Consider the following 24,894-nt stretch of genomic DNA (forward strand, 5'->3'; position numbering starts at 1 on the left):
CCGATACGCATGAAATTCTCCGAGAACTGGTTGCGCGAACTGGTCGAGATCCAGGCAGACCGCGCGACGCTATCCCATGCCCTGACCATGGCCGGTCTGGAAGTGGAAGAACTTACCCCGCTGGGCGACAGCCTGGACGGCGTGGTGGTGGCCGAGATCATCGGCGCCGAAAAGCATCCCGAAGCCGACCGCCTGCAGGTATGCAAGGTGGACGCGGGGCAGGGCGAGCCGCTGCAGATCGTCTGCGGCGCGCCGAATGCACGCGTGGGCATCAAGGTGCCGCTGGCGATGGTCGGCGCGACCCTGCCCGGCGGCATCAACATCAAGGCGGCCAAGCTGCGTGGCGTGGAATCGTTCGGCATGCTGTGCTCGGCCAAGGAGCTTGGCATCGACGCCGATGCATCGGGCCTGCTCGAGTTGCCGGCCGATGCGCCGGTGGGCAAGCCGCTGGCTGCCTATCTGGGCCTGCCCGATGCGAGTTTCGAACTGAAGCTCACGCCGAACCGCCCGGATTGCCTTGGCCTCTACGGCCTCGCGTATGACGTGGCTGCCTTGTTCGGCAGCCGCGTGAAGACGGGCGAACAGGCGGCTGCGCCGGTGACCAGCGAAGCGCGTCGCGGCATCCGCCTCGAAGCGGGCGCCGATGCGCCGCGTTATCTTGGCCGCATCATCGAGGGCATCGACGCGAAGGCGCGCACGCCGCTGTGGCTGGCTGAGCGCCTGCGTCGCGCGGGCCTGCGTCCGATCAGCGCCGTGGTCGACGTCACCAACTACGTGATGCTCGAACTCGGCCAGCCGCTGCATGCGTTCGACAACGACACGCTGCACGGCGACATCGTGGTGCGCCACGCGCGCGATGGTGAAACGCTCAAGCTGCTCGACGGTTCCGAGGCCAAGCTCGACCAGGGTTTCGTGCTGATTGCCGACGCCACCAGCGGCCTCGCCGTGGCCGGCGTGATGGGTGGCTTCGATTCGCGCGTCACCGACGACACGCGCAACGTGTTCCTGGAATCCGCGCACTTCGCACCGGCTGCCATCATGGGCCGCGCGCGCAAGCTGGGCATGCATACGGATGCTTCGCATCGCTTCGAGCGCGGCGTCGATCCCGCGCTGCCGCAGCGTGCGCTGGAACGCGCCACGGAGTTGCTGCTCGCCATCGCCGGCGGCAACGCTGGCCCCGTGCTGGTTGCCGAGAACCTTGCCGATCTGCCGAAGCCGGCCACCGTGGTGCTGCGCCGCGCGCGCCTCAAGCGCGTGCTGGGTATCGAGGTGGCTGATGCCGAAGTGGCGCGCATCTTCACCGCACTGGGCATGAAGGTGGTGCCGCAGGCGGATGGCTGGCAGGTCACCGCACCGAGCAGCCGATTCGATATCGAGCGCGAAGAAGACCTGATCGAAGAGGTCGCGCGCATCCATGGCTACGACAATATCCCGACCCATACGCCTGCAGGCGCGCTGACCCTGGCGGCCGAACCGGAAGCGCGCCTCAACGAGCTCGCCGTGCGCGAGCAGCTGGCCGCCCGCGGTTACTACGAGGCGGTGAACCTGGCCTTCATCGGCAACGATGTGTTGCAGCGCTGGGGCATGACCGAGCAGCTGGTGCCGCTGGCCAACCCGCTGTCGGCGGAGCTGGCGATCATGCGTCCGTCCCTGCTGCCGGGGCTGATCGTGGCACTCTCGCACAACCGCGCCCGCCAGCAGGAGCGCGTGCGGCTGTTCGAACTGGGGCGCACGTTCCGCATCAGCGCCGAGGCCGCCGCCCGCAAGGACGCGCCGACCGAGACGCCGACCCTGTCCATCGTCGCCAGTGGCATCGCGCATGCCGAGCAGTGGGGCGAAGCCTCGCGCACGCTCGACTTCCACGACCTCAAGGGCGACCTCGATGCGCTGATCGCCTGGGGCGGCGAACCCGACCGCTGGGCCTTCCATGCCGACGGCTTGCCGGGCTGGCTGCACCCTGGCCGCGGCGCCCGCGTGACCCGCGACGGTCAGACCGTCGGGTACCTGGGTGCACTGCATCCGCAGCTGGCTAAAGCCCTGGACCTCGGTGCCGATGTCCATGTGCTCGAACTGGAGCTGGAACCGGTGCTGGCCCGCCGCCTGCCCAAGGCCGTGGCCGTGCCGCGCTTCCCGTCCGTACGCCGCGACATCGCCGTGGACGTGCCGGAAGAGGTGAGCTGGTCACAGATTGAGCAGGTGGTTCGCTCGACCCTGGGCAGCCAGCTCAAGGAGCTGCGCCTGTTCGACCGCTATAGCGGAAAGGGGGTCGAACTAGGCCGAAAGAGTCTCGCTATGGGCTTGATTTTGCAGGACGCTTCACGCACGCTTACTGACGACGACGCTGACCGTAACATTCGTGAAGCAGTCGCAGCGTTGGAGATGGCATGCAAGGCGAAGTTGCGAGGATAAGATGGCGCTGACCAAAGCAGAGATGGCCGAGCGCCTCTTTCTCGAGGTGGGCCTCAACAAGCGTGAGGCAAAAGAGTTCGTGGACGCCTATTTCGAGGTGGTCCGCGAGGCGTTGGAAAAGGGCGAGCAGGTGAAGCTGTCGGGTTTCGGCAACTTCGATCTGCGTCAGAAGAACCAGCGACCGGGACGCAATCCCAAGACGGGCGAAGAGATTCCGATTTCCGCCCGCCGTGTGGTGACGTTCCGACCGGGTCAGAAACTCAAGGTGCGAGTCGAGGGCTATGCTGGATCAAGGGAATAACACCGAGCTGCCGGTCATCCCGGCGAAGCGCTACTTCACCATCGGTGAGGTGAGCGAGCTGTGTGGCGTCAAGCCGCACGTGCTGCGGTATTGGGAACAGGAATTTCCCGCACTCAATCCGGTCAAGCGCCGCGGCAACCGCCGCTATTACCAGCGTCACGACGTGCTGATGATCCGTCAGATCCGTGGCCTGCTGTATGACGAGGGCTTCACCATCACCGGCGCCCGCGCCCGGCTGGAAGGTCCGCAGGCGCGCATGGAGTCGAGCATTTCCCACCAGATCGTGCGCCAGGTGCGCATGGAACTGGAAGAAGTGCTGGTGCTGCTGCGTCGCTAAGCTTTCAAGACGACTTCCGGTACTACCGGCTTAGCTGGTAGACTTGTCGTCTTGCCGATCATCGGGGCGTAGCGCAGCCTGGTAGCGCATCTGCCTGGGGGGCAGAGGGTCGTGGGTTCGAATCCCGCCGTCCCGACCAATTCGGCAACTGATATGAAAACGGCGCCCTTGGGCGCCGTTTTTGTTTGCAGGCCTACGGATATCTCAATAGAGAACGCGACTGCGCAACGTCCCCGGGATGGCCGCAAGCCGGTCGCGCAGCTCGCCCGACTGCTTCTCGTCGGCCGCCACGTCGATCACCACGTAGCCCACTTCGCTGTCCGTTTGCAGGAACTGCGCATCGATGTTGATGTTGCCCGCGGAGAACAGTTCGTTGATGCGCGAGAGCACACCCGGCACATTGCGATGGATGTGCAGCAGGCGGCGGCTGCGCGGATGCTCCGGCAGCGAGACCTCGGGGAAGTTGACTGCCGAGAGGGTGGAACCGTTGTCGCTGTAGCGCACCAGCTTGGCGGCGACTTCGATGCCGATGTTGTCCTGTGCCTCCAGCGTGCTGCCGCCGATGTGCGGGGTGAGGATCACGTTGTCCATGCCCAGCAGCGGCGACACGAACGCATCGTCGTTGCCCTTGGGCTCCACCGGGAACACGTCCACGGCGGCGCCGGCTAGGTGCTCCGAGCGCAGCGAGGCGGCCAGTGCATCGATATCCACCACGGTGCCGCGCGAGGCATTGATCAGCAGCGAGCCCTTGCGCATGCGGGCGAGTTCGCGGGTGCCGATCATCATTTGCGTCGCGGGCGTCTCGGGTACGTGCAGGGTCACCACGTCGGCGCGTTCCAGCAGGTCTTCCAGGCTGTTGGCGGCGCGGGCATTGCCCAGCGACAGCTTGGATTCGATGTCGTGGAAGATCACCCGCATGCCCAGGCTCTCTGCCAGCACGCCGACCTGGGTGCCGATATGGCCGTAGCCGACGATGCCGAGCACCTTGTCACGCGCCTCGAAACTGCCGGCAGCGGATTTGGTCCAGCCGCCGCGATGGCACAACGCATTCTTCTGGGGCACGCCGCGCAGCAGCATGATGGTTTCAGCGATGACCAATTCCGCCACGCTGCGCGTGTTGGAGTAGGGCGCGTTGAAGACGGGAACGCCGAGCCGGCGGGCGCTGCCCAGGTCCACCTGGTTGGTGCCGATACAGAAGCAGCCGACCGCAATTAGCCGTTTAGCCTGCTGAAGCACCTCGTCGGTGAGCTGGGTGCGCGAGCGGATGCCGACGATGTGCGCCTCGGCGATGCGGGCCTTCAACTCGGCTTCCGGCAGGGCTTTTTCGTGGTATTCCAGCTGGCTGTAACCCGCCCGCTGGAAGCTTTCCACGGCGCTGCGGCTGACGCCTTCGAGCAGGAGTACCTTGATGTCTTGTTTCGGGAACGAGGTCTTCATGGGCCGTTGCGCGATGGAGAACGCCTGCACTATGCCAGACCTTGAGGCCGTTTTGCGGCGTCGCAACACTGGACGATGCCGCGCCACGCTGGCAGGCTTGCGGAGCACCCGGGGAACGCGACATGACTGATGCTCGACTGGCTGAGCTCGCCGCTCGGTTACCCAATCTTCGCCTGCTGACCGATCCGGCCGACCTGGAGCACTACGGCCGCGACTGGACCCGTCGCTGGACACCGGCGCCGCTGGCGATCGCGCTGCCCGGCAGCGTGGAAGAAGTGCAGGCGATCGTGCGCTGGGCCAACGAGCGGAACGTCGCGGTCGTCCCGTCGGGTGGCCGCACCGGCCTCTCGGGCGGCGCAGTGGCGGCCAATGGGGAGCTGGTGCTGAGCCTGGAGCGCATGAAGAGCGTGCTCGGATTCGACGCGGTGGATCGCACGCTCACGGTGCAGGCCGGCATGACGCTGCACGCGGTGCACGAAGCGGCCAGGGAGCAGGGGCTGCTCTATCCGGTCGATTTCGCGGCGCGCGGCTCTTGCTTGATCGGCGGCAATATCGCCACCAATGCCGGCGGCATCCGGGTGATCCGCTACGGCAACACGCGCGAATGGATTGCCGGGCTGACCGTGGTGGCCGGCAATGGCGAGCTGCTGCAGCTCAACCGTGGGCTGATCAAGAATTCCAGTGGCTACGACCTACGCCAGCTGCTGATCGGCTCGGAAGGAACGCTGGGCATCGTGGTGGAAGCGACCTTGAGGCTCACCGACCCCGCGCCGCCCTCGCAGGTGATGCTGCTGGCCGTGCCCAGCATGGCCGCCTTGATGGAGGTGTTCGCGCTGTTCCGTTCGCGGCTCACCCTGCAGGCGTTCGAGTTCTTCACCGGTGCAGCGCTGCGCCACGTGCTGGTGCATGGGGCCCAGCGGGCCATCGATGGCGATCATCCGTATTACGTGGTGACCGAATTCGATGCGGGCGAAGCCGCCCAGGACGCCGCGCTGGCGGCTTTCGAATATGGCCTGGACCAGGGCTGGATCAGCGATGGCGTGATCGCGCAAAGCGAAGCCCAGGCCGCGGCCCTGTGGCGGTTGCGCGAAGGCATCACCGAAAGCCTGGCGCCGCATCGCCCCTACAAGAACGACATCTCGCTGCGCATCAGCGCCTTGCCGGGCTTCCTGCAGGAAATCCAGGCCTTGCTTGGGCGTGAGTACCCGCATTTCGAGGTGGTGTGGTTTGGCCACATCGGCGACGGCAACCTGCATATCAACGTGCTGCGGCCGGACGATCTGTCGGACAGCGATTTCATCGCCCAGTGCGAGCACGTCACCAAGTTGTTGGCCGAAACGCTGCAGCGACATGGCGGCAGCATTTCCGCCGAGCACGGCATCGGGCTGGTGAAGCGCGCCTACCTGGGCAGCACGCGTGGCGAGGCAGAGATTGCGCTGATGCGCGGAGTGAAGCAGGTGTTCGATCCCAAGGGATTGCTCAATCCGGGCAAGCTGTTTGCCTGAGAGACGTTCGATGTCTTATCCGGCGCTATCCATTTCCCTCACGTCATTCCGGCGCAGGCCGGAATCCAGTAGCGAGTACGTAGAGTTGTCGCGATAGCCGAGCATGCCCTGAGAGGTTTTCGCGAGAACCTGGGACTGAAGCTCCTGGATTCCGGCCTGCGCCGGAATGACGTGAGGAAGGGTAGGGCCAGGCGGTACCGGCTAAGCAGGGACTAAGTCGGAGCGGCGATGCTGTGCAGACCTCATTGCTGCCGGATTCCCCATGCGTGCATTGCCCACTTTGCTGTTCTTTGCCGTGGCGGCGTTCGCCGGTCCCGCGGCCGCCGACCCGGCACCCGCGAACTTCCGCGTGCTTGCCCATTTACCGCTCGGTGGTGCCGGAGGCTGGGATTACCTCAGTTTCGATGCGCAGCGACGCCATCTGTTCGTGACGCGGGGCGATCACATCGACGTGGTGGACGTGGATCAACACAAGCGCATCGGCGCGATCTCCGGGACCAAGGGCGTGCACGGCGTGGCGTTGGATCAGTCCGCGCATCGCGGCTTTGCCAGCAACGGGCAGGCCGCCTCGGTGACGGTGTTTGACCTCGACACGTTCCGTGTCGTCGCCACCATCAGCGGAACCGGCGAGAAGCCCGATGCCATCGTCTACGACGGTGCGTCGAAGCATGTGTTCACGTTCAATGGCAAAGGCCATTCCTTCAGCGTGATCGATCCCTCCACGAATACGCTGACGAGCACCGTGGCGCTGCCTGGCAAACCGGAGTTCGCGGTAAGCGATGAGGCCGGTTCGATCTACGTGAATATCGAAGACACGGCACAGCTGGTGAAGATCGACACCACCCACAACACCGTGGTCGCGACGTGGTCTCTCGGCGCCTGCGAAGCGCCGACCGGTCTGGCCATCGACCGCAAACGACATCGCCTGTTCTCGGTTTGCGACAACAAGCAGATGGCCGTGACCAACGCCGAGAATGGCCAGGCCGTGGCGCGGGTACCGATCGGCGAAGGCCCGGATGCGGTGGTGTTCGATGAAGACGCTTCGGTGGTGTACAGCTCCAATGGCGAGAGCGGCGATATCACGGCCGTCCGCCAAAAGGACGCCGATCACTACAGCGTCGTCGCTTCGATTCCCACCCAGCCCAGCGCGCGCACGCTGGCGCTCGATCCCAAGCTGCACCGGCTCTACCTCTCGGCCGCCACGTGGGCATCGGCACCGAAGGAGGGCGCTCGCCCGGACATCGTGCCGGACAGTTTTACGGTGTTGACGGTCGGAGCGCCCTGAAGCTGTCTCCGGCGCACTGAGTGAAAAGGGGGCCTGGGGACGGCGTGATAGCCTTATAAGCCGTCCCCGTTCGCTTCAGGAGCATCGAGCATGTCGCAGGAACTTCGCACCCTGTATCCCGAGATCGAGCCGTATGACAGCGGCATGCTCAAGGTCTCTGACCTGCACACGCTGTACTACGAACAGAGCGGCAACCCCAATGGCAAGCCGGTGGTGTTTCTGCATGGCGGTCCGGGCGGCGGCACCAATCCGAAATGCCGGCGCTTCTTCGATCCGGCGGTGTACCGCATCGTGCTGTTCGACCAGCGCGGTTGCGGCAAGTCCACGCCGCATGCGGAGCTGCACGAAAACACCACCTGGAATCTGGTCAACGACATCGAGCGCATCCGCACGCACCTGGGCATCGATCGCTGGCAGGTGTTCGGCGGTTCATGGGGTTCCACGCTGGCGCTGGCCTATGCGCAAACCCATCCGGAGCGAGTGACCGAACTGGTGCTGCGCGGCATCTTCATGCTGCGGCGCTGGGAGCTGGAGTGGTTCTACCAGAAGGGTTGCGACGCGCTGTATCCCGATGCGTGGGAGACCTATCTGAAGGCCATTCCCGCGGTGGAGCACGGCGACCTGATGAGCGCGTACTACCGCCGCCTCACCAGCAGCGACCCGATCGAGCGCGTGGAAGCGGCGCGCGCCTGGTCGGTATGGGAGGGTGCCACCAGCTATCTGTGGCAGGACGAAGGCCATATCCAGTCCAGCGGCGAGGACGAATTCGCGCTGGCCTTCGCGCGCATCGAATGCCACTACTTCGTGCATGGCGGCTTCTTCGAGCACGACGACCAGCTGCTGCGCAACGTGGAGCGCATCCGCAAGATTCCCGCGGTGATCGTGCAGGGACGCTACGACGTGGTGTGCCCGATGCGCAGCGCCTGGGATCTGCATCGCGCGTGGCCGGAAGCGGATCTGCGCATCGTGCAGGATGCCGGCCACTCGGCCTTCGAGCCGGGCAATATCTCGGAACTGGTCAAGGCGACGGACCGTTTCCGCGGCTGATTGAATCTTTACTGCAGAACCCCGGTCGGTGACGGCCGGGGTTTTTCATGGGAAAGATCAACCGGCGGGCAATTGCTTGGTGCCGAAAATCTTGTCGCCGGCATCGCCAAGCCCCGGCAGGATGTAGCCGTGTTCGTTGAGGCGTTCATCGATGGAGGCGGTATAGATCTCCACGTCCGGATGCGCCGCTTCGATGCGCTTGAGGCCTTCGGGTGCAGCGACCAGAAACAGTCCCTTGATGCGCTTGCAGCCGGCGGCCTTGAGCATGTCGACCGTGGCAACCAGCGTACCGGCCGTGGCGAGCATCGGATCGACGATCAGCGCGATGCGCTCGTCCATGCGGCCGGTGAGCTTCTCGTAATAGGTGATGGGCTCGAGCGTTTCCTCGTTGCGCTGCAGGCCGACCACGCTGACCTTGGCGGCGGGGATCATGTCGAGCACGCCGGGTAGCATGCCCAGGCCCGCCCGCAGGATCGGCACGATGGTGACCTTCTTACCCTTGATCTGATGCACGGTAAGCGGACCGGCCCAGCCTTCGATGCGTTGCTCGACCGTTTCCAGATCCTTGGTGGCTTCGTAGGTCAGCAACGAAGCCACTTCCGAGGCCAGCTCGCGAAATTCCTTGGTGCTGATGCCGGCCCGGCGCATCAGGCCGAGTTTGTGCTGGATCAGAGGATGGTGGACTTCGACGATCTTCATGGGGAAACCTGGCGGCAAGGTCGGGGCATTGTCACTCACGGCGCGCGATGAGGGCGAGGGGTTTGTCCAGCCGAAGCTCCCGATCCATGGCCGCCTGCGCCACCAGTTCGACATCATGGCTGACCAGGATCAGCGAGCCGCGATAGGCCGCGAGCGCCTGCTCGAGTAGCTGGCGGCTGTCGAGATCCAGATGGCTGTCAGGCTCGTCGAGCAACAACAGGTCGTAGGGTTCCCGCGCGCTGTCGAGCACGAGCAGGGCCAGCTTGACGCGCTCGCCGCCGCTCAGAAGACCCGCGGCCAGCTCGGCCCGCTCGCCCCGCAGGCCGATGCCGGCGAGGTACTCCCGATAGCGCGTCGGCGAATGGCCGGGTGATAGCGCACGCAGGTTCTCCAGTGCGCTCTGCTCATCGCGCAGCAGGCCGTAGTGCTGGTCGAGCAACAGCACTCGCTCGCCTCCGCGAATCCGGCCGTCGCGCGGGGCCAGCCGTCCCATGATGGCGGCCAGCAGACTGGATTTGCCGCTGCCATTGTCGCCATGCAGATACAGGCGCTCGCCGGGAGCGAGGTACAGATCGATCGGCTGATCATGTCCGTGCGGCGGTATGACACCTTCCAGTTGAAGCGGCGCGTGCGTCGCCGCAAGCGCACCGAGATCGAATCGTTGTGCACGATGAACATCGATGCGCGAACGCGCCTGAGCGAGTTGTTCGCGCTGCCTCGCCTGCTGCAGCTGTTGTGAGGTGTGCAGCCGCGCACCGGTGTCTTCCGAACGCTGCTTGCGACGGTCCAGCAGGATGGTCGGCAGGTTGGCGTTCGCGCGTTCGCGGTTGGCCTTCTGCTGCCGGTGGACGAGACGTTGCTGCTCGTCGTGGTGCTGCCGTTCCAACGCTTTCTGTTCGCGGCGTGCCTGATTCCATTGCCGTTCGGCGGCCTGCCGTTCCGTATCGCGAAGCATCGAGTAAGCCGCGACATTGCCGCCGTAGCGGCGCAAACCGCGCGGCGAAAGTTCGTCGACGCTTTCCACCTCGGCGAGCAGGGCGCGGTCGTGGCTGATCAGCAAATAGCCGCCGGCATGCGTGATCAGCCGTTCGCGCAGCCACTGGCGGCCACGGCGATCCAGGTGATTGCCTGGCTCATCCAATATCAGGAAATGCCGCTCGAGTTCGAACAAATGGTTCAGTCGGAGGCGCACGCGTTCGCCGCCGCTGAGGCTTTCCCAGGGGCGTGAAAGGTCGTGGGGGAGCCCGGCCTGTTCAAGCCATTGGCTGGCGCGTTCGTGCACGTTCCAGTCGTCGGCGAGTGTGTGGAAATCCGCCGGGTCCGCGCTGCCTGCTTCGATGCGCTGCAGGGCGTCGAGTTTGCGGTCCACGCCAAGGGCCGCGGCGATCGTGCCGCCGAACGCAGGCCACCGTTGTGGCAGATGGGCAAGCTCGACGTGACGCACTACCTGGCCGTGGGTGGGTTCGATCAGGCCAGCCAGCACCCGGCCAAGCAGCGACTTGCCGCTGCCGTTGCGGCCGACCAGCGCATGGCGCCCGGTAGAAAAGGACGTTTCGAGATTCTCGAAAACGGGATCGCGGCCCGGCGGTGCAAAGCCGAGTTGGTGAATAAGTAGGGATAGTGCCGTCATAAACCCTCCGGAATGGGAGTGGCATACGACAGGGCGCCGAGCGCGAAACGCGCCAAGGGATGTCGACCGCCCTGTCACTCGTGGCCAGACGCAACGCACCCGTGAAGGCTGCGATCGGTTGGCAGGCGAGCGGCTTAGAGGCGCATGTCGGCGGTGAATCCCTGGAGGAAAAGAGTGCGCAGCATAACAGCAGGCACTTAAAGGCAAACAAAAAGGGCGCCGATACGCATCGGCGCCCTGGTGGCTTGTGCCAATACGATCAGTGGCCCGCGTTGGGCGTGTTGCTCAGGCAGGTGCTCATGAACTGCTTGCGGGCATCGCCCTTGAGCGACTTGGCCTGCGGATCGGCGTTGCAGGACTTCATCTTTTCCTGCTGGGTCATCTTGGCCGGTGCGGCGCTTTCACCCTTCAGGCAGCTGCTCATGAAGGTCTTGCGGTCGTCGCCGGTCTTGCCCGTGGCCTGCTTGTTGCAGTCGGCCATGCGCTGCTGCTGCGAATTCTTGGCGGGCGCGCTGGTGGGGGCCGTCTGCGGCGCGGCAAAGGCGGTAGAGGCGGCAAAGGCCAGCGCAACGCCGGCGACCATCAGACTCAAACGCGAAGACATGCGGGTACCCTCCTTGAGAACATGACCGGCGAGTGCCGGCGCGGCAAGTCTATGCCTGCAGACAGGCCGCGTGGGAGGGCATATAGGGTCGCCTACGGACCCCGTTCAGCAAGCTTGAGGGCGACAAGCAAATCGGACTTTTCCCGGCCTGCCGGGGGGCTAAAAGAAAGGCCACGCCCGTCACCGGGCGTGGCCTCCTTAGGGATGTGAAGCTACCGATCAGTGACCGTGGCCGTGCCCTTCGTCCTGGTCATCGTCGTCGTGGTGGCCGTGCCCGTGGTCGCCGTCATCGTGATGGCCGTGCCCATGATCGTCGTCATCGTGATGACCATGCCCTTGTTCGCCGGACAATCCCGGCACGAACAGGTCGACCACGAAGCCATCGTGATCGGACACGCCGATCGCCTTGCGCACGTCGGTGGCGGTGGCGGCATCGGCTTCCGTTTGTACTGGCGCGTCGAGGTCGGCGCGACCGTACTGCATCTTCAGGAAACGCAGCCGGGCGACGTCGTTCATCAGCGCATGATCGAGCACCTGCACCGTGGGCACTTCGCGGCCGGAGTTGCCGGAGCCTGCCGCGGTATAACCCTGGATCGGGCCGAATTCCTCGGTGTAGAGGAACGAGTAGCGATCATTCTCAGGTACCGATTCCACCGCATCCCACAGGGCCGGACGCACGATGTTCTTGCCCAGCTTCAGTTGGTTTTCGCTGTCCTTGTACTTGCCCGATGCCAGTCCCACCACGTCCACCCAGCCATCGCTGAACTGGTAGGCATTGAAGTCGCCCACCACCATCAACGGCAGCCACGGATTGGCGCCCTGCAGGTTCTGCACTTGGCGCGCCAGCGAACTGGCCTGCAGGAAGCGCTTCTGGCGGTCGCGCACGGCGCTGTCGTCGTTGTCGTCGACATTGGTGCGTGCCTTCATGTGCACCGAGATCACCTGGAAGCGCACGCCGCGCGCTTCGGCGGTGAGCAGCAGCGGCGGATGGTCGTGCACGAACGCGGTCTGGCCGTTGTCGTTCCAGGTTTCGTCGGCGGCCAGTTGCTGCACGGAGACCACGCGAACGCGGTCGCTACGTACCAGGAAGCCTACGTTGATGCCGCTGGGATCGTGTCCAGGCACCAGATAGGCCTGGTACTTGGCGCGATAGTCGTCGCCCAGCTGCGTGGCCAGGCCTTGCAGCAGCGGCAGGCTCTTCACTTCCTCCACCGACAGCACGTCGGGCAGCTGCAGCACGCTGCCGATATAGGCGGACAGGCGTTGCGTCTTCAATGCCACTTCGTCGGCCGTCGGCTCCTTGCTGTCGCCGCTGCAGGTGAAGACGGTGTTGAAGTCGGTATCGCAGAAGCGCTCGGTGTTGAACGCACCGATGCGCAGGGCATACGGCGCGGTCGGAGAAACGGAACGCGGCATTTCCGCAACGTGCTTCAGGGTGATCTTGGTCGGGATGAAGGTGTAGGCACCGAAGTCGTAGGAGATGATGCCTTCAGCACGGAACGTGGTGCCCGCCACAAACGGCGTGTTGAGCGGCACGGCGCCGAAGTCCGCCGTGTTCATCTTGAACACTTCCGGGTTGCCGCTCCAATTGGGGAGCTGCACGCCGTCAGGCACCGGCACGCCATAGCGCACGCCGGGGAGACGCAACGAGCGCTTGCCATTCGCGGTGATGCTCACTTCCGCATAGGGCTCGCCGCTGAAACGCTTGTTGCCTGTGTTGATCATGCCGTTCTCGATCACCACGCGCATGCCCACGAAGCACTGGAAGTTGGTCGCGCCGCACGACAGCTTGGCCGGATCGGACGAAGGCATCGCCTCGCCAAATACCACCGCCTTGGGCAGGCGTGCGCCGTGCGAGGTCACTGTCACCACGGGGCTGGTGAGCTCGGGCAACTGGTAGTAGTTGGCGACCCTGGCGTCCACGTTCACCACATCGCCCACCACCACCGTCGGCGTGCTGGAGGTGAACACATAGATGCCGTTGGACGTAAGCGGATCGGCATCGGCGCGTGCGTCCGGTGTCTGCATGGTGAAGCCCGCCGGGCCCACCGCGGTGACGATGTTGCCGGTGGTCTTCACCGGCTTGCCCAGCAGCGGCGAGATCTGATCGCGCCCCTGGATCTGCCAGATCTCGGCGGCAACCGGGATGTCGTAGAGGATCGCGCCGATCGCCGTATCGCGCGACAGCGGGAGATTGCCGCTGGGCTGGCTCAGCTTGACCTCGAAGGCTTTGTCATCGCTCGGCGTGGTGCGGCCGTGCACCACTACGTTGAAGTTCGCCTGCATCTGCCCTTCGGCGATGCTCAGGTTGGTATCGAGCGCGTCGTAATCGTGATTGGCGACGGTCGCCGTGCCATCGAGCGTTGCCACGTGCACCGATACGCCACCGGTGGGAGCAGGCTGGGTGAGCGAGACCGTGAACGGCATTTGGACGTCCGCCGCACCACGCACCGTGGCGCTGGCATCGGCGACGGACAAGGCCTGGCCCAGCACGACGCACGAGCTCGCACTGTTGTGCGGCGTCGTGGGAGAAACCACGTTGAAATCGGCCTGGTTGTCTCCGGTGTTTTGCGGCAGGCCCGCAGCCGTGGGCTTGCGGCCATAGCCCTTATCGGCATTGGTGGTGCCGAGCGACGCCAGTGGCGTGCCGGCCTTGTACACAGAACCGGTGGAAAGGCCGACTTGATCGACCAACTGGCCCGAGCCGTCGAGAATGGCGAGGCCACCATCGTCGGTGACGCCCGTGCTGTACTTGAGATCGCCCGCCACGCTGCCGGAATAACCGCTGCTCGCGCTGTTGGTGAGCAACAGATAGCAGCCCGGCGCAATCGACGTGCCGCTCGGCAGCGTCAGGCGCGTGCCGGTGGTGCCGCTGACGTTGGAGGCGTTGAATTTGTAGCCCGACAGATCCAGCGACTTGCTGCCGCTGTTGAACAGCTCGACGAATTCGTCGTTGCCGCCGGCCGGGCCACGGACGCGAAACTGGCTGATGCTGAGGTCTGCCGCTTGCGCAGCGGTTGCCGACAGGGCGAGCAACAGTGCGGCTAAAAGGGCACGTCGAATGTGCGCTGGTTTCATTGACCACTCCCTTCCTGGGTCCAGGGCGGACCCCAACAGGGAGAGGCTAAGCAGCTATTGCGACAGTTTTGCGAAGGAAGTTGCGGCAGCGCTTCATTTTGCGAAGCGCTTTGCGTTCCGATGTGTGACCGGCATCGTCGACGTTGCGTGAACGATGCCGGTCACCTTGCGACTTCAGGCGGCTTCGGCCTTCGTGTCGGCTTTGAGTTTGCGCGGCCCCTGCAGCAGGGCCTGGCGCACGTGCGAGACGACCAGGTCCACTTCGTCGCTGGTGACCAGGAAGTGCGGCGTGAAGCGCAGCGAGTTGGTGCCGCCGTGGATCACGCCAACGCCGCGCTCGCGCATGAATTCCTCGATCGAACCGGCGCCGTAGCATTTGAACTCCGGTGCCAGCTCGCAGGAGAACAGCAGACCGGTGCCTTGCACCTTGGTGATCAGGCCGCCCAGCTCGTTCTTCAGCGCGTTGAGCTTGTCGACGAATTCCTTGCCGCGCTCGCGGATGTTGTCGCGCACCTCGTCGGTGAGCAGGTCGAGCGTGGCGAGCGCCACGTCGAGCGCACGCGGGTTGGCCGTCATGGTGTTGCCGTAGATGCCCTTGCGGTACAGCTCGGCGGTGCGCTGGGTAACAGCCAACACGGACAGCGGATACTGGCCGGCGTTGAGCGCCTTGGAGAAGGTTTCCATATCCGGCGGCGCGAGTTTCTCGAAGCCCGGATAATCGGTGACCGACAGCACGCCGTGCGCACGCAGGCCCGCCTGGATGGAGTCGACCAGCAACAGCGCACCGTGCGCTTCGGTGAGCGCGCGCGCCTTCTGGTAGAACTCCGGCGTCACCGCGCGGCCCGGATCGCCTTCGCCCATCACCGGTTCCAGGAACATCGCCTCGATGAACCAGCCGTTCTTGTCCGCATCGGCAAACACGGCTTCGAGCTGGGCGATGTCGTAAGGCTGCACGGTGAGCAGCGTGTCCTCGTGGCGATAGCTGGCCAGATGCTGCAGGTAGGTCTTGCGCGTGGAATCGGAATACAGCGCCGGCTTGTCGGTGCGGCCGTGGAAGGCACCCTTCACCACCACGCGCTTGATCGCGCGACCGGCATAGCGCGCGCCAGGGTCGGTCAGCAGCTTGGCATTGACGTCGGCAATGCGGCAGGCGAGGCCCACCGATTCCGAACCGGAATTGAGGGCGAGGTAACGCGCATACGGATTGCTGTCGCGGTTGCGGCCCAGTTCGCGATCCATCGCCTTGGCAAAACGCATCTGCGAGATGCTCGGCGTCATCACATTGGCCATCACCTGCGGACGCGCGAGCGCGGCATCGATGGAGGCGTTGTTGTGGCCAAAGCCGAGCATGCCGTAGCCGCCGTTGTCGTGGATCACGGCGCCCTTGAAGCTCACCACCCACGGACCGCGCGCCGCGGCGGGCAGGTACGGGTTGATGGCATCGTCCGGATAGAAGTTGACGAACTCCGTCTGCACCTGCGCCATCTGTTCGGCTTCGTCGAGCTTGAGGAAATCGCCCAACTCGCCGCGCAGTTCGCGGTGACGCGCGACCGCATCGCTGATGGCCTGCGCCAGGTCAGGGTGGCTCGCTGCGAGGCGTTCGACGGTGGCATCGTCAAGGCCGCTGGTCTGCGGTGCGCCGCCGAATTCGCGCAGTTCGCGCAGCTGATCAATCACACCCATGGGCTTCTCCTTCAAGGTCGACTTGCCTGCCGTCCCGATGGCATGCGCGCCGATGTGTCAACGAATGCAAAGGCGGAAGCGCGTGATCATTCAGCGTTTCCGCGGGCTCCAGAGCCTGTTTCCAATCTCTGCGAACCATGTCGCACTGCGATCCGTCACGGATGTGGCAATGCAACGACTGCCCGAGCATAGCGCGGCGTTGTCGCCGCCGGTACCCCGGGTGACGCTTGTCATGTATAGCGGTTGACGTGGACAACTGCCGGCAAACCCTTATGCCGCCTAGCATGGCGGCCAAGGAGGAGGACCCATGATCCAGTCTGTCGCAGTGGTGGCCAGCTTGTCTGGCGCCGTCAAACGTTACGGCGCTTTAAAGGCGCTGGATGGTCTCGATCTCATGCTGCACCGCGGCGAATTGCTTGCCTTGCTGGGCCCCAATGGCGCCGGCAAAAGCACCGCCATCAGCCTGCTGCTGGGGTTGGCGCGTGCGGATGCGGGCAAGGTGGAATTGTTCGGTCGCGATCCGCAGGACATCGAGGCGCGCCGCCGTATCGGCGTCATGCTGCAGTCGTCGTTTCTGCCGCCGACGCTCACCGTGGGCGAACTGCTGCGCCTCACCGCCAGTTATTACCCGGCGTCCCGCTCGATCGACGAAAGCGCCGACATGGCCGGCGTCGCCGACCTGTTGTCGCGTCGCTACGCGGCGCTGTCGGGCGGACAGCAGCGGCGCGTGCAGTTTGCGCTGGCGCTGTGCGGCCGGCCCGAATTGCTGTTCCTGGACGAGCCCACCGTCGGCATGGATATCGAGGCGCGCCAGAAGTTGTGGGCCGCCATTCGCCGTCTCACCGCCGAAGGCTGCGCAATCGTGCTTACCACGCATTACCTGGAAGAGGCCGAGGCGCTTGCACAGCGCGTGGTCGTGCTCGGCAAGGGCCGCGTGTTGAGCGAAGGCAGCGTGGATGCGTTGCGCTCGCATGTGGCGACGACCCGCATCCGCTGCATCAGCGATCTGGACGTGGCGGCGCTGTCGCAATGGTCCGACATCTCGCTGGCGGAGCGCGACGGCACGCATATCCTTCTGCACAGCGATGCACCGGAGAAGGTGCTGCGGCGTCTGCTCGACGCCGATCCGGCGCTATCGGAACTGGAAGTGCGCCGCGCCGGCCTGGCCGAAGTGTTCACCGAACTCACCCGCGAATCGGGCATCGAAAAGGAGGCTGCGTAATGTCCGTCATCACGATCCATCGGGTGCCGCCACTGCCCATGCCGCCGCGCCGCCTGCTGGGCGCCTACCTGATGGAAGCGCGCAGCGAATGCCTGCGTTACTTCCGCATGCCGGGGTTCCTGCTGCCGGTGACGCTGTTTCCCACCATGTTCTACCTGCTGTTCGGCATCGTGATGAATCGCCAGTCCGGCGCCGAAACCGCGCGCTATCTGCTGGCCAGTTACGGCGTGTTCGGCGTGATGAGTCCCGGCCTGTTCGGTTTCGGCGTGTCGCTGGCAATGGAACGCGAAAACGGCCTGCTGACGCTCAAGCGGGCGCTGCCGGCACCACCGGGTGCCTATCTGCTGGGCAAGATGGCGATGGCCATGCTGGCGTCGGGTACGGTGATGGCGTTGTTGCTGGCGCTGGCGGTCGGCGTGGCGCATGTGCAGCTGGGCGTGCTGCAGATGCTGCTGTTCCTGCTCATGGGCATGCTGGGCGTGCTGCCGTTCTGCGCGCTGGGCATGCTGGTCGGCACCCTGGTGAAGGGGCAGGGGGCACCGGGCGTGATCAATATCATCTACCTGCCGATGTCGTTCCTGTCCGGCTTGTGGATGCCGCTGTCGACGCTGCCCTCGGTGCTGCAGCAGATCGCCCCGATCTGGCCGAGCACGCACCTGCGCGAGCTGGCCTTGAAGACGGTGGGCATGGGGCAGTCGCCGGCATGGCCGCACCTGCTGGTGCTGGCCGCCTATGGCGTGGGTTTCTTCCTGCTGGCGTCCCGCCGGCTGCACCGCGTCGGTTGAAGTAGCATGGACACGAGGCGGATCGATCACGGGGAGCGGGGCACGGTGCGTCAGTGGCTGAAAAACTGGTTTACCCCCGCGCCGGATTCGCTGGTGGCGATCAGCCTGCAAAAGGGCAAGTCGCCGTGGGTGGATGCGATCCATCTGCTGTGGTCGGTCTGGGTGTTCGTCATTCCCGCGTTCGACCACTACACCTGGTCGTGGGCATTCTTCACGCTGCTGACCTATCCGCTGTTCCTGCTGCTGTACGCGAAGTGTTGCTTGGCCTCGCGGCGTCAGGCGCGCTATTTCGCGCTGACGCTGGTGGCCATGTCGATGCTGTTGCTGCCCTGGTATTCCGCCGCGCTGACCTATTTCGTGTACGGCACCATCATGTTGCGCAGCTGTCGCATGGCGCTGCGCAATTACATGGGGATGCTGGTGATGCTCAACGTCATCCTCATCGCCGAAGTGTCGTTGTTGCACTACGCATGGCAGGCGGTGATCTGGATCCCGGTCACCTCGATCATCGTGGGCCTGGTGGTGCACGCCGAACGACTGAGCGAAGAAAAGGAAGCGGAGCTGCGCCTGTCGCACGACGAAGTGCGCCGCCTCGCCGCGCTGGCCGAGCGTGAGCGCATCGGCCGCGACCTGCACGATCTGCTGGGGCATACGCTGTCATTGATCACCTTGAAGCTCGAGCTGTCACGCAAGCTGTTCGATCGCGACAGCGAGGCGGCCAAGCGGGAAATGGCCGAGGCGGAACGCGTGGCGCGGCATGCGCTGTCGGAAGTGCGCACGGCGGTGTCGGGTATCCGCGCGACCGATCTGGCGGCTGAACTCGCGGCTGCCCGGCTCATGCTGGAAGCCTCGATGGTGTCCCTCGAATGCACGCCCTTGCCACCGTCGCTGCCGATCGAGGTGGAGCGGGGCCTGGCCCTGGTATTGCGCGAAGCCGTGACCAATATCGCCCGGCATGCGCGCGCCAATCGTGCACGGGTGTCCACTGCTGTGGCCGGCCAGGCCTTGAAATTGAGCATCGAGGACGACGGGCGCGGCGGCGTCGGTATCCATGGCAACGGCCTCAAGGGCATGCATGAGCGTGTGCGTGCCCTGGGCGGCACGCTTGAAGTGATCTCGCCGGTAGGCAAGGGCACGCGGCTGCACATTACGGTGCCGCTTCGTTCGCGGCCACCGCAGCGGGAGCTGGCCCAGGATGAGGAAACGCCGAATCCGGCGGCTGCAGGTTGAACCACAGGAGCATTGCATGATTCGTGTATTGCTGGCCGAAGACCAGGCGATGGTGCGCGGCGCTTTGACCGCGCTGCTCAACCTCGAAAGCGACATCGAGGTGCTTGGTTCGGCGGCGGATGGCGAGGCCGCATGGCGCGAAGTGCAGCGCGTGAAGCCCGATGTGCTCGTCACCGATATCGAAATGCCGGGACTGACCGGCTTGGAACTGGCCCAGCGCATCCAGCGCCATGAGCTGCCGATCAAGGTGATCATTGTGACCACCTTCGCGCGTCCGGGTTTTCTGCGTCGCGCGCTGGATGCCGGCGTTTCCGGCTACCTGTTGAAGGATGCACCGGCGGAGAATCTTGCTGAAGCGTTGCGCATGGTCCATCGCGGCGGGCGCGCCATCGATCCGCAGCTGGCGCTGGAAGCCTGGTCGGAGGCCGATCCGCTGAACGATCGCGAGCGCCAGGTGCTGCGCCTGGCGGGCGAGGGCCAGTCCGCCAACGACATTGCCACGCAACTCAACCTCTCGCATGGCACCGTACGCAACTACCTGTCCGAAGCCATTGGCAAGCTCGGCGCGGCCAATCGCATCGAGGCGTATCGTCTCGCTCGCCAGAAAGGTTGGCTGTAGCCTTGGGGCACGTCATGGGCTGCCATGGCGCTTGATCCTGATCGGGTGCGCGCTTAGTGGCCGAAGTGTTTCGACGTTTCGTTGGTCTTGCCGGCCTGGCCGTGGCGTTCGTCATCGCCGGCTGCGCGTCGCGACAGCCGCCGCTCGCCAACGACGCCTACGTGTGGCAGCACCAATGGACGCCAGCGTTGGCGCGTTCGATATCGGACAGCGGCCAAGAGCTGCGCGCGTGGCGCGTGCTGGCCGCGGAGATGGATGGACGAGGCCAGTGGCGTACGTTCTCACCGGCATGGCCGGTGTTGGCGGCCAGCGGCAAGCCGGTGATTGCGGTGGTCCGCCTGGAAGGCGCACTGCAGCAGTGGGACGAAACGGTGTTGCTCGAACGCACCCGCGCGTTGCTGTCGCAGTGGCGCCTGCAAGGTATTCGCTTCGCCGGCATCGAGATCGACCACGATTGCGCCACTTCGCGGCTGCCGGCCTACACGCATTTCCTGGCATCGCTGCGCCCGCTGCTGGCGCCGGGCGAACGCTTGTCGATCACCGCGTTGCCCACCTGGCTGGAGAGTCCCGGGCTTGACGCTTTACTGGCGCAGGCCGATGAGACGGTGTTGCAGGTGCACGCCGTGCAGTCGCCGCGCGCGGGTTTGTTCCAACCGGAGCGTGCGCGTGCATGGTTGCGCGAGTTCGCCCGTCACACGGGTAAGCCCTGGCGCGTGGCGCTGCCGGCATACGGCACGCGGGTCAGTTGGGACGATCAGGGGCGGGTGGTCGCGATCGAAAGCGAGCGGCCCACCCTGGTGGACAGCACCGAGTCGCGTGAGCTGTTTGCCGAGCCGGCCGCCATGCAGCGTTTTGTGGCGGGGTTGGAGGCCGATGTGCCGCACGGGCTCGCAGGCATCGTGTGGTTTCGCCTGCCGACCGAAGGCGATGAGCGCGCCTGGAGCATGGCCAGCTGGCATGCGGTACTGCGGCGCACGCCACTGACCTCATCGATCACGGTGAACACGGTGCCCAGCGGCGATCCGTCGCGCCTCGACGTGCAAATCGTCAACTCGGGCACGAGCGACATGGCGTTGCCGGCACTGGTTCGCATCGACAGCGCCTGCGAGGCAGCCGACGGCATCAACGGCTATGCGCTGCAGCGCACGCCGCAGGGGCTTTATCTGCAACGGACTCGGGTCGGGCTGTTGCGTGCAGGTCGTCAATTGGCGATCGGCTGGCTTCGCTGTAGTCGCTCGCCCGGCACCGTGCGGATCGACCGCTGAAGCCTGGCGTCGCGCGGGGCGCAGGCCATAATGGCGCCATCGGGGCGAAGGACGCCCTTCCACAGGTGAAAACATGTTCAAGCGCTCATGGATAGTCGCTGCGGTGGTAGCCGGTCTCGCCGGTGCCGTGGCCTGGGCCTGCGGTCCCATGTTTCCCAATCAATTGCTCGATCATCGCGGCGACACCTTGAAGGCCGTGCCGCAGAACAGCTTTGCGTTCGAGGCGACGCATCTGCTCGTTGCCACCGACAAGCTGGCGGTCGAGGAGCCCTCCCTGTACGACGATGGCGGCCAGCACAAGGACGACGCCGCGCAGGCCAAGTCGCTGGGTATTTCCATCGCGCAGCTGGGGCGCGTCGACACGCTGCGTGCGCTGGACGATGGCGATGCGGCCTACGCCCAGGGCAGCGATCTGCCGGAAGACCTGCGTGCCTATACCGCGGGCGCGGTGGATTACGCCAAGGGACATGAGGACAAGGCCAGCTTGCGTTTCGAGCAGGTGTTGGCCCTGCCGCCCGCGCAGGCGACGCTGCGTGGCGTATGGGCGGCCTATATGCTCGGCCGCATCCATGCAGCGAACGCGGCCAGCGCCAGCAACGACGCGACGGCCTTTTCGCGCGAACGCGCGGCGGCCGCCAAGGCGTTCCAGCTGACGCGAACCCGGGCGGTCGAGGGCGCGCTCGATTCGCAGGGCCTGGCGGTGTCCAGCTTTGGCGAGGAGGCGCGCCTGTACCTCTACGGTCACGGCACGCAATGCAGCTGGAACGACCTCTACGGCGTAGCCGACGCGAACAACAGCGAAGATGGCGACGCCACCCACACCCAGGGCGCGAACGCGGCCTGTGGCGACGGCGTGCCGGCTGCGGATCTCAAGCGTGCCATCACCTTGTACGCCGCCCAGGCTGGACATGGATCGAATGTCGGTGTGCAGTCGCTGGTGGCCATCGCTGACTATGCGATGCGTCATCCGCAGCGCATGGCTGAGCTGATCGACAATCCCGTGTCCCAGCGGCTGCTGGTGGCCTACGCGTTGGCGCGCATGGGCGGCTCGTCGGAAGAAACGCCCGCTGGCTCGGCGCCCAAGCCGGACCAGCCGCTGCTGGCGCTGGTGCAGGCGATCGAGCAGCGCGGGATGGACAAGTTGGAAGGCGCCGATCGTCTGGCCGCGCTGGCCTACCAGACCGGACGCTACGAACTCGCGGCCAAGCTGGTGGACAAATCATCCGGCCCACTCGCGGAATGGGTACGTGCCAAGCTCGCGTTGCAGAAGGGCGACCTGGCTGCGGCCAGCGCCTCCTATGCGGCTGCGGTCAAGGCATTTCCCAAGGCGGGCGATGCGCAGGCGGCGATCGAGCCCTCCAACGCGAATCTGATCACCGGCGAGCAAGGCGTGCTTGCACTGGCGCGTGGCGAATACGTCGAGGCCATGGGGCATCTCTACGATGCCGCGGTGGCCGTGGGCGGCGACGGCAATGTCTACGACTGGGACTTGGAAACCACCTCTTACGGTTACGGCAATGACGCCATGTATATCGCCGAGCGTGTGCTTACGGTCGATGAACTGAAGTCTTTCGTCGACGCCCGCGCGCCGGCCACGCCGCTGACATCCAAAAGCCCAAGCAGTGATGATGCCTACCGTTATCGCTCGCCGATTGCGGACAGCCTGCGCTGGGTGCTGGCTCGCCGCTTGATGCGCTTGGGTCGCTATGGGGATGCCTTGCCCTACTTCCCCGCGGACAACGACTGGCGTTTCGGCACCTACGGCGACGACGGAAAGCTGCAGGTGCAGAGCTTTCGCACGCCGGCGCTCAGCTATGCCAAGGCACTGCACGATAGCGAGCACGCCTGGACCGACATCGGCAAGGCCCAGGCCCTGTATGCCGCGGCCGTCATTGCGCGCGAGCACGGCATGCAGATCCTGGGTTACGAGCAGGGTCCCGACTACACCGACAGCGAGGGCAGTTATCAGGGGGGCAGTGGGCAGACACCGCAATCGCTGCAGCAGGCTTATGTGACCGAAGGCGAGCGGCAGCGCTACGCCGCCAGCGAAGCCAAGCCGAACTATCGCTTTCACTATCGCTACATAGCCGCGGACCAGGCCAACCGTGCTGCCGACCTGCTGCCGCCGCGCTCGCAGGCATTCGCAGCCGTGCTCTGCCAGGCGACCGGTTGGATGATGGAAGGTCCGCCGGACTACGAGGATCACTACCAGGGATACGGCGAGCCCGCGCCCAGCGAGCCGTCGGAGCGCCTGCGCCGCGTCAAGGCCTACTACCAGCGTTATGTGAAGCAGGGCGCTTACGTGGAATGGGCCGGCGGCTTCGGCACGGGGTGCGAAGTGCCCGATTTCGACCGCGCACGTGCACTCAAGCGCAGTGAGCAGGTGGCGGCGATCAAGCACGCCGTGCGTCACGGCTGGCCATTGGAGCTTGGCGCGGTGCTGGTGCTGATGGGGGGCCTGGTCGCCTGGATCGCGCGGCGTCGGCGGCGCAAAACCCCGGCCTGAGGGCCGGCCAGGGGTTTTGCGCGATAATGGCCTATTCGACGCCAGTATCCCGCCGTGAAGAAGACCGATTTCGATTTTGAGTTGCCGCCTGAACTGATCGCCCAGGCGCCGCTGGCTGAGCGTTCGGCCAGCCGCCTGCTGCTGCTCGATGTGGAGGCGCAGGCGCGCCAGGACCGCATGTTCCGCGAGCTGCCGGATTTCCTGCGCGAAGGCGACCTGCTGGTGTTCAACGACACCCGCGTGCTGCCGGCACGCCTGTACGGCCGCAAGGACACCGGTGGCCAGGTGGAAATCCTGATCGAGCGCGTCACCGGCGCGCACGAAGCCACCGTGCAGTTGGGCGTGAGCAAGAAGCCGAAAGAGGGCGGCCGCATCGAGCTGGCCGACGGCAGCCATGCGGTGGTGTTGGGGCGCGACGACGCATTCTTCCGGCTGCGTTTCGAATCTCCCGAGCCGTTGGAGCGGCTGCTGCTGAAACTCGGCGAAATGCCGCTGCCGCCGTACATCGAGCGTCACGCCGATGCCAGTGACATGGAGCGCTATCAGACCGTGTTCGCCCGCGAGCCGGGCGCGGTCGCTGCGCCCACGGCGGGTCTGCATTTCGACGAAGCGATGCTGGCGACGCTGCGCGAACGCGGTGTCCAGTTCGGCTACGTGACCTTGCACGTCGGTGCGGGAACCTTCCAGCCGATCCGCGCGGATGACATCAAGGACCACCAGATGCATCGCGAATGGCTCAACGTGGGCGCGAGCCTGGTCGAGCAGATTCGCCGCACGCGTGCGGCCGGTGGCCGGGTGATCGCCGTGGGCACCACGGTGGTGCGCGCGCTGGAAAGCGCCGTGCGCGATGGCGAGTTGCAGCCGTTTGCCGGCGAGACGCAGATCTTCATCTTTCCCGGCTACCAGTTCAGCAGCATCGACGGCCTGCTGACCAACTTCCACCTGCCGCAATCGACCCTGCTGATGCTGGTGTCGGCACTGGCGGGGCGCGACTTCATGCTGGGGTCGTATCGGCACGCCGTGGAGCAGAAGTACCGGTTCTTCTCCTATGGCGACGCGATGCTGATCCTGCCGCGAGGCTGAGCTTCTTTGTTCGTCATTCCGGCGCAGGCAGGAATCCAGTGCCCCAGGGACCGGCTATCGCGAAGAGCTGAACATGCTCTACCGCGACAACCGCTCGTCATCGCACTGGATTCCGGCCTGCGCCGGAATGACGGGTAGGAAGTGGGCGCGAGTCCAACGGCCTGGAGAA

General features: G+C 65.2%; 19 protein-coding genes and 1 tRNA gene. 14 read left to right on the forward strand and 6 right to left on the reverse strand.

Translation table 11 applies throughout. The features are described from left to right. The first annotated feature begins 9 nt into the window (after nt 1-9). From pheT to ISP20_RS05615, 4 genes are all read left to right on the forward strand, one after another. On the forward strand, nt 10-2,409 hold the full coding sequence (pheT, locus tag ISP20_RS05600; RefSeq protein ID WP_204635096.1) for a phenylalanine--tRNA ligase subunit beta: 2,400 nt from the start codon (nt 10-12) through the stop codon (nt 2,407-2,409). 1 nt (nt 2,410) lies between these two features. After that, nucleotides 2,411-2,710, forward strand: coding sequence for an integration host factor subunit alpha (ihfA, locus tag ISP20_RS05605; protein WP_114823863.1), 300 nt, complete (start codon nt 2,411-2,413; stop codon nt 2,708-2,710). Continuing rightward, nucleotides 2,691-3,047 (forward strand): MerR family transcriptional regulator, encoded by a 357-nt coding sequence (locus ISP20_RS05610; RefSeq protein WP_204635097.1) that lies wholly within the window; start codon nt 2,691-2,693, stop codon nt 3,045-3,047. Before ihfA ends, ISP20_RS05610 begins: the two co-directional genes overlap by 20 nt. A gap of 62 nt (nt 3,048-3,109) precedes the next feature. After that, a tRNA-Pro gene (locus ISP20_RS05615) sits at nt 3,110-3,186 on the forward strand. Between the two features lie 65 nt (nt 3,187-3,251). Here the strand turns inward: ISP20_RS05615 and serA are convergent. Next, complete coding sequence (gene serA, locus ISP20_RS05620) at nt 3,252-4,484, reverse strand: phosphoglycerate dehydrogenase (protein WP_204635098.1); 1,233 nt, start codon at nt 4,482-4,484, stop codon at nt 3,252-3,254. Nucleotides 4,485-4,606: 122 nt separating this feature from the next. Between serA and ISP20_RS05625 the strand changes: the two genes are divergently transcribed. The 3 genes from ISP20_RS05625 to pip all read left to right on the forward strand — a co-directional run bounded on the left by ISP20_RS05625 (nt 4,607) and on the right by pip (nt 8,321). Further along, entirely contained in the window at nt 4,607-5,989 is a 1,383-nt protein-coding gene (locus tag ISP20_RS05625) for an FAD-binding oxidoreductase (RefSeq protein ID WP_204635099.1), read from the forward strand. Nucleotides 5,990-6,251: 262 nt separating this feature from the next. Next, nucleotides 6,252-7,274, forward strand: a complete 1,023-nt coding sequence (locus ISP20_RS05630) for a YncE family protein (protein WP_204635100.1) — start codon at nt 6,252-6,254, stop codon at nt 7,272-7,274. Between the two features lie 90 nt (nt 7,275-7,364). Beyond that, entirely contained in the window at nt 7,365-8,321 is a 957-nt protein-coding gene (gene pip / locus ISP20_RS05635; RefSeq protein ID WP_204635101.1) for a prolyl aminopeptidase, read from the forward strand. A gap of 57 nt (nt 8,322-8,378) precedes the next feature. Here the strand turns inward: pip and upp are convergent, their stop codons facing one another. From upp to ISP20_RS05660, 5 genes are all read right to left on the reverse strand, one after another. Further along, nucleotides 8,379-9,020 (reverse strand): uracil phosphoribosyltransferase, encoded by a 642-nt coding sequence (upp, locus tag ISP20_RS05640; RefSeq protein ID WP_204635102.1) that lies wholly within the window; start codon nt 9,018-9,020, stop codon nt 8,379-8,381. A 31-nt stretch (nt 9,021-9,051) separates the two neighbouring features. Beyond that, nucleotides 9,052-10,650, reverse strand: coding sequence for an ATP-binding cassette domain-containing protein (locus tag ISP20_RS05645; protein WP_204635103.1), 1,599 nt, complete (start codon nt 10,648-10,650; stop codon nt 9,052-9,054). Nucleotides 10,651-10,909: 259 nt separating this feature from the next. Beyond that, entirely contained in the window at nt 10,910-11,254 is a 345-nt protein-coding gene (locus ISP20_RS05650) for a PsiF family protein (protein ID WP_204635104.1), read from the reverse strand. Between the two features lie 219 nt (nt 11,255-11,473). Further along, nucleotides 11,474-14,332 (reverse strand): lamin tail domain-containing protein, encoded by a 2,859-nt coding sequence (locus tag ISP20_RS05655; protein ID WP_204635105.1) that lies wholly within the window; start codon nt 14,330-14,332, stop codon nt 11,474-11,476. Between the two features lie 174 nt (nt 14,333-14,506). After that, complete coding sequence (locus ISP20_RS05660; protein WP_204635106.1) at nt 14,507-16,015, reverse strand: aminotransferase class III-fold pyridoxal phosphate-dependent enzyme; 1,509 nt, start codon at nt 16,013-16,015, stop codon at nt 14,507-14,509. A 307-nt stretch (nt 16,016-16,322) separates the two neighbouring features. Between ISP20_RS05660 and ISP20_RS05665 the strand changes: the two genes are divergently transcribed. From ISP20_RS05665 to queA, 7 genes are all read left to right on the forward strand, one after another. Beyond that, a complete protein-coding gene (locus ISP20_RS05665) occupies nt 16,323-17,237 on the forward strand; it encodes an ABC transporter ATP-binding protein (RefSeq protein WP_204635107.1) in 915 nt (304 codons plus the stop codon). After that, nucleotides 17,237-18,022, forward strand: a complete 786-nt coding sequence (locus ISP20_RS05670; RefSeq protein WP_239535374.1) for an ABC transporter permease — start codon at nt 17,237-17,239, stop codon at nt 18,020-18,022. The genes ISP20_RS05665 and ISP20_RS05670 overlap by 1 nt, the downstream gene beginning before the upstream one ends. A gap of 45 nt (nt 18,023-18,067) precedes the next feature. Then, nucleotides 18,068-19,252 carry a sensor histidine kinase gene (locus ISP20_RS05675; RefSeq protein WP_338030970.1) on the forward strand — a complete coding sequence of 395 codons (1,185 nt, stop codon included), beginning with the start codon at nt 18,068-18,070 and terminating at the stop codon, nt 19,250-19,252. A gap of 16 nt (nt 19,253-19,268) precedes the next feature. Further along, nucleotides 19,269-19,871 carry a response regulator transcription factor gene (locus ISP20_RS05680; protein WP_204635109.1) on the forward strand — a complete coding sequence of 201 codons (603 nt, stop codon included), beginning with the start codon at nt 19,269-19,271 and terminating at the stop codon, nt 19,869-19,871. A gap of 56 nt (nt 19,872-19,927) precedes the next feature. Next, nucleotides 19,928-21,136, forward strand: a complete 1,209-nt coding sequence (locus ISP20_RS05685; protein WP_338030971.1) for a DUF3142 domain-containing protein — start codon at nt 19,928-19,930, stop codon at nt 21,134-21,136. Between the two features lie 73 nt (nt 21,137-21,209). After that, entirely contained in the window at nt 21,210-23,642 is a 2,433-nt protein-coding gene (locus ISP20_RS05690; protein WP_204635110.1) for a hypothetical protein, read from the forward strand. Between the two features lie 54 nt (nt 23,643-23,696). Further along, a complete protein-coding gene (gene queA, locus ISP20_RS05695; protein ID WP_204635111.1) occupies nt 23,697-24,725 on the forward strand; it encodes a tRNA preQ1(34) S-adenosylmethionine ribosyltransferase-isomerase QueA in 1,029 nt (342 codons plus the stop codon). Nucleotides 24,726-24,894 lie beyond the last annotated feature (169 nt).

It is taken from the genome of Dyella kyungheensis, assembly GCF_016905005.1.
Classification (GTDB): Bacteria; Pseudomonadota; Gammaproteobacteria; order Xanthomonadales; family Rhodanobacteraceae; genus Dyella; species Dyella kyungheensis.